Origin of the sequence: Streptomyces sp. NPDC089915, from assembly GCF_040684675.1 — a bacterium.
Classification (GTDB): domain Bacteria; phylum Actinomycetota; class Actinomycetes; order Streptomycetales; family Streptomycetaceae; genus Streptomyces.
Genome location: NZ_JBFBGN010000403.1, coordinates 1 through 1,193 on the forward strand (window position 1 = coordinate 1; position 1,193 = coordinate 1,193).

The following is a 1,193-nucleotide window of genomic DNA, read 5'->3' on the forward strand; positions in this document are numbered from 1 at the left end:
CCGGTCCGGGCCGGCCTGTCAAGGGCGCTCCTTCGTCGCGTCGCTACGCGATCGCCTGCGGCGACCCTTGACAGACCGACCCGAACCGGAAAGACTTCCAGCCAGTGATCTTCGTGCCTGAGTTCAGGTACGTGCCGCCGACCGGGACGTCGGCGATGGTGTACGCGCCGAGGCAGAAGACGCTGTTGTAGAGACGGATCGCCCGTGAGCTGTGGTTGACGAGCGAGTACGCGCCCTTCCTGGTGGCGCTGTCGCAAGAGCTGCCCGGTGACCGCTCGACGAACTCGCCGCTGAGGTCGCCGTTCTCGTAGAAGCACACCTTGTCGGCGGGGCAGGTGATGCTGCGGAAGGACCAGGAACCCGGGTTCAGGTCCTGCTGCGTGCCGGCGCCGATCGTCCGCTGGGCGGCGCCGGAGCAATCGGAGCTGTTGAACGCGAAGACCATGAAACCGAGGTTGTTCCGCACGCTGGACGGGTTGGAGGTGGTCCCGTCGGGCCACTTCACGTAGCCGGGCACGCACTGACCGACCGCGACACCGTCGACGTGCACGAACTGACCCTGCTCACCGTAGTCGTTCCACAGGCAGAGCTGATTCGCCCCGCACTGCTCCGGAGCGGCACTGGCCGGGGACAGTGCGGCGGTCGTGAGGGACAGCGCCGCGGTGAGAGCGAGCAGGGCAGCACGGCGGGGCAGGCGGGAGCGGGGCATGGGGTGGCCGTTCTTCACGTAGGGAAGGCGTACGCCCGTCATCCTGACCGGTGCGCCACACGTGACGATCAGCAAGACCCTTTCAGCCCGCGCGGCCGAACCGAAAGCGTGAACACCCGGGCACCCATACAGCCCGAACCCGCCTCCCCTCCCGAGCCGGCTCGCTGCCTCCGGGTGCCCACCCCCCTACGCGGCCTCAGGCGGGGATGGCGTGGGGGAAGTCGAAGAAGCGGTCGGGGTCGTAGGTGCGCTTGATCCGCCGCAGCTTGGGGAGCGCCTCGCCGTAGTACGCGTGGGCCCAGTCCTTCAGCGCCGGGTCGAGGAAGTTCTGGTACGCCTGGGGCAGGACGCCCTTGCCGCGGTCCTGCATCGTGGCGTGCAGCTCGGCCAGCCATTCCCGGCCGGCCCGGACGGTGATGGGTGTGTCCCTGGCCGTCCAGGAGGTCTCGTACGTCATCAGCCAGCGTGCGGAGCGATGCACGAA

General features: G+C 68.7%; 2 protein-coding genes. Both read right to left on the bottom strand.

What is annotated here, in order from left to right:
- Positions 1–43: 43 nt before the first annotated feature.
- On the bottom strand, positions 44–784 hold the full coding sequence (locus AB0O29_RS36180) for a peptidase inhibitor family I36 protein (protein WP_365160770.1): 741 nt from the start codon (positions 782–784) through the stop codon (positions 44–46).
- A 121-nt stretch (positions 785–905) separates the two neighbouring features.
- The coding region (locus AB0O29_RS36185) for a BBE domain-containing protein (protein ID WP_365160773.1) at positions 906–1,193 on the bottom strand (288 nt) is incomplete at its 5' end.